The sequence below is a fragment of the bacterium genome, assembly GCA_036524115.1.
GTDB lineage: Bacteria > JAUVQV01 > JAUVQV01 > JAUVQV01 > DATDCY01 > DATDCY01.
On record DATDCY010000145.1, the window covers coordinates 1 to 4,270 of the forward strand.

Sequence of the window (4,270 nt, forward strand, 5' to 3'; positions counted from 1 at the left end):
CTCCTGCTCCGCGGGGCGCTCCGCGCCGCCGGTGGCGCCGGTCCCGCCCGTCGGCGCCGGCGCGACCGAGACGATCTTCACGCCGCCCTCCTGCTCCTCGCTGGCGGGGCCGCCGGGCCCCCCGGTCACCGTCATCGTGAGCTGGCGCACCCAGCGCAGCGGCTGAGGCAGGAAGAACGAGAAGTAGCTCGCGTAGAGCAGCCAGGCGAAGAGCGCCGGCGCCGCCCAGAGCCAGCGCGGGATGGGGACGGCGCGGCGGGGGCTGACGCGCGCGAGCGCCGCGGCGGTCTCCGCGGCCTGCGCCCGGCGGTAGCGCTCGTCGACGTCGGCGCGGCCGGCGAGGTCGAGGAAGCTCGCGAGCCGGTCCTTGAAGCCGAGGGCGCGGTCGAGCGCCGGGGCGATGCGCGCGGGCCGCGCGCCGGGGAAGGACGCCACGAAGAGGACCAGCGCCACGAAGGGGCCGGTCGAGAGCCCCGGCAGGACGCGGCCCCAGATCCGGTTGACGAGCGCGGTGGCGAGCAGCACGAGGTGGTGCGCCGCGAAGGCCGCCAGCAGCGCCTGCAGGGCGCGGCGGCCCAGCCACCGCCTGCGCGCACTCCGGAGAAACACGCCGATCGCCCGGGTCTCCTCCCCGGCCGCCGGTGCGCTCAGGACTCCTCCCCCCCGATCAGGCCCATCTTCTTCATGCGGTAGCGCAGCGAGTCGCGCGAGATGCCCAGCAGCTGCGAGGCCTTCGTCTGGTTGCCGCGCGTCTGCTCGAGGGCCTGGCGGACCAGGTCGTCCTCGAGCCGATCGAGCGAGAGCCCCCCCGGCGGGATGACGATGCCGAGGGTGCCGGGCGCCGCGGCGGACGCGTCCGCCGGTGCCGCCCCGTGCGCCTCGCCGGCGGCCGGGGACGCGGCGGGGGGGGCGGCCACGGCCGGCGCGACCGGCCCGAGGATCTCCGGCGGCAGGTCCGCGGCCTCGACGACGGTGCCGGCGTGCAGGAGGATCGCGCGCTCGAGCACGTTCTTGAGCTCGCGCACGTTGCCGGGCCAGCGGTAGCGCAGCAGCGCGGCCTCCGCCGCGGGGGCGAGCCCCGTGACCTGCTTGGCGAACTCGCGGTTGAAGACGCGCATGTAGTAGGCGGCCAGCGGCAGGATGTCGTCGGGGCGCTCGCGCAGCGGCGGCAGGCGGATCGGCACGACGTTGAGGCGGTAGAAGAGGTCCTCGCGGAAGCGGCCCGCGCGCCGCTCGGCGTCGAGGTCCTTGTTCGAGGCGGCGATCACCCGCACGTCGACCTGGATGTCCTTGACGCCGCCGATGCGCCGGAACGACTTTTCCTCGATCGCCCGCAGCAGCTTGGCCTGCAGGTCCAGACGCATCTCGCCGATCTCGTCGAGGAAGACGGTGCCGCCGTCGGCCAGCTCGAAGAGCCCCTTCTTCGCCCCCTTGGCGTCGGTGTAGGCGCCGCGCTCGTGGCCGAAGACCTCGCTCTCGAGGAGCTGCTCGGGGAGCGACGCGCAGTTGATGGCCATGAAGGGCCGCTCGGCGCGGGCGCCCGTGTAGTGCAGCGCCTTGGCGACAAGGTCCTTGCCGGTGCCGCTCTCGCCCTGGAGCAGCACCGTCGAGGCCCCCGAGGAGGCGACGCGCGAGACCATCTCGAGCACCGCGCGCATCGCCGCGCTCTCGGCGACGACCCGGTCGAGCGAGAAGCGCGCCTGCTGCTCCTGGCGCAGCCGCTGGACCTCGCCGCGCAGCCGGCTGGCCTCGAGGCCCTTGCGGATGGAGAGCTTGACGCCCTCGAGGTTGAAGGGCTTGTTCAGGTAGTCGTAGGCGCCGGCGCGCATCGCCTGGACGGCGGTGTCGACCATGCCGTAGGCCGTGATCATGATGACGACGACCTCCGGCTCGGCGGCCTTGATCTTCTGGAGCACCTCGATGCCGCCCATGCCCGGGAGCTGGATGTCGAGCAGCACGAGGTCGGGCGGGGTCTCGCGCACGAGGCGCAGCGCGCTCTCGCCGTCCTCGGCGACCCAGACCTCGTAGCCGTCCTTGGCCAGCTCCTGCTGGAGCGACCAGCGGATCAGGTACTCGTCGTCGACGACGAGGATGCGCTCCTTTGCCATGGGCCTCGCTCTCCTGGTTGGCGGGACAAAGCGGGAGGATTATACCCGTTTCCCCGCGGGTTGTGTCCGCGGGAACAAGAGGCTAGGGCGCGGGGGCGACCTCGACCGTGCACGCCTCCCAGAGGCTGCCGCTGTCGGGAAGGTTGTCTGGGTTCGACAGCAGCTGCGTGCCGCTGCACAGCAGCGCGCCGCCGCGGTAGACGCTGATCGTGGCGGTGGTCGTCGTCACGGCGGCCTGCCAGTAGTAGTCGTAGAAGTGCACGAGGACCGCGTACGTGCCGGGCGTCGTGAACTTGCCCGCGACGATCTGCTCGCGCTGCTCGGTGCAGGCGGGGTAGCGGCAGTCGGCCTTGAGCAGCGGATTGTCCGAGGCGTCGCCGGCGACGCCCCAGTCGGGGTTCGGGTTGTTGCTGTAGCAGTCGTTGGCGTAGTCCCACCCGACAGTCCCCGCCCCGTCGGGCGGCCGCAGGCGCAGGTCGAGGTCCACCTGCGGGTTGTCCCAGGTGACCGTCGCCGAGAACTCGCAGCCCTCGACGACGATCCCGCGCGCGGTCGCCGCCGAGCAGATCTGGGGGTGGTGGGCGCCGCCGAAATCCAGCGTGTCGGCCGCCAGCAGGGCCGTGGCGCCGTCGGCGAAGGTCGGGTTGGGCGGCACCAGGTAGTGGCTCTCGAGCACGATCTTGTCGGTCGCGCCCCGGTCCCCCGTCGACTTGAAGATCTCCCAGAGCAGGGCGGACCAGATCTGCCCGTCGGCCTGCGCGGCGCCGACCTTGTCCTTGTACGTCTTCTTCGAGTCGACGCGGTCCGTGCAGCCGGATACGCTGCCCGCGCCGTTCCACTCGCCGACGCACGCCGGGTCGACGCCGTTGACGATGCTCTGGTCGTACGTCGAGCTGGCCGCCCAGTAGTCGGCGAAGCCCTCGCCCATCGCGGCGGCCTCGGTGGTGGTGCCGAGGTACTTGCCGGTCGACTGGTTGTCCTGGATCGCGTGCGCGTACTCGTGGAGGATGATGTCCGCGTCCTCGGCGTCGTCGACGCCCGCGCTGGAGAAGGCGAGGTAGCCCGTGCCGGGGGCGGTGCTGCTGGCAACGTAGTGCGAGGCGGCGCCGTGCGGGTCCACGAGGATCTGCCGCTGGTAGGCGTTGAAGCCGAGCCCCTGGATGTACCGCTGGTTCGCGTCGATGTGGTAGTAGACCATGACGTGCTCGAACTGGTCGGGCGTGCGCCCGAACAGGAAGGTTGCGTACTTCGACGTGGTGGAGACGACGCCCTTGGTGGCGGGGAACAGGTACGGGGGCTCCCTGGCATCGGTCACGTTGACGTAGCGCCCGCGCAGGAAGACCTGGCCGGTCGTGGCGTTGTACACCAGCTTGGGCAGCGGTTTCCGAACGTATGCGGGAGTGAACGCCGGGCCGTCGGCGTCGGCGTTGTCGCGCAGCGTCGTCCTGTTGAGGGGCCTCACCGGGTTCGGGTTGAAGACGCGGCCCCAGCCGTCCTTGTAGGTGACGGCGCGCTGCACCAGGTCGCGACGCAGCAGGACGCGGCCGTCGCCGGCGTCCACCGTCTGCTCGACGACGGCGAACGGCGAGCGCGACTCGGTGACGAAACGCCAGGCCAGCCGCGGCGTCTCCCCGTCGAGGTAGACCCCGAGTCGCGGCTCGCCGGACACCGAGGGCGGCGCGGAGGTGCCCGCCTCCCGCGCGGCGGCCTCGGCGCGCACGGCGCTCGCCACGGCCTCGTCCGCGGCGAGCGCGGGCGCGAGCGCGATGCCGCCCGCCGGGACGTACTCGCTGTTGACGAGAAAGACCCGCCGGTCGCGGTCGAGCGTGACCTCGACGCCCCCGTTGAAGACCGGCAGGCCGCCGGCGAACTGCCGGAAGGTGACGTGGAAGCCGCCGGGGCTCTGGCGCACCTCGTCGGCGACGAGGTCGCCGGCCTGCGGATCCAGCCCGAAGAGCGCCGCCTGCTCGGCGAGGAAGCCGGCCGCGATCGCCTCGGGGCTGCCCTCGGCCGGCGCCGAGAGCCTTCCTTCGATCGTGCGGATGCGGGACGAGCCGGGGTGCCGCTCGACGCGCAGCGGCGCGCCCGCGCCCGCCCGCAGCGCGGAGAGGGCGCGCGCGGTCTCCGTCGCGTCGGGCCCGCCCTCGGCGGCGGCGGACGCC

At 73.0% G+C, this 4,270-nt stretch carries 3 protein-coding genes; all 3 read right to left on the bottom strand.

The window, feature by feature from the left end; all coding sequences use genetic code 11:
• The coding region (locus VI078_06970) for a hypothetical protein (GenBank protein HEY5999032.1) at positions 1-609 on the bottom strand (609 nt) is incomplete at its 3' end.
• A 38-nt stretch (positions 610-647) separates the two neighbouring features.
• Positions 648-2,108 carry a sigma-54 dependent transcriptional regulator gene (locus tag VI078_06975; protein ID HEY5999033.1) on the bottom strand — a complete coding sequence of 487 codons (1,461 nt, stop codon included), beginning with the start codon at positions 2,106-2,108 and terminating at the stop codon, positions 648-650.
• Between the two features lie 82 nt (positions 2,109-2,190).
• Positions 2,191-4,270: M4 family metallopeptidase (locus tag VI078_06980; protein ID HEY5999034.1), on the bottom strand; the 2,080-nt coding region annotated here is incomplete at its 5' end.

Excerpts from the sequence above, each read along its gene's own strand:
- VI078_06975 (HEY5999033.1), bottom strand. The coding sequence starts at position 2,108 with ATGGCAAAGGAGCGCATCCTCGTCGTCGACGACGAGTACCTGATCCGC.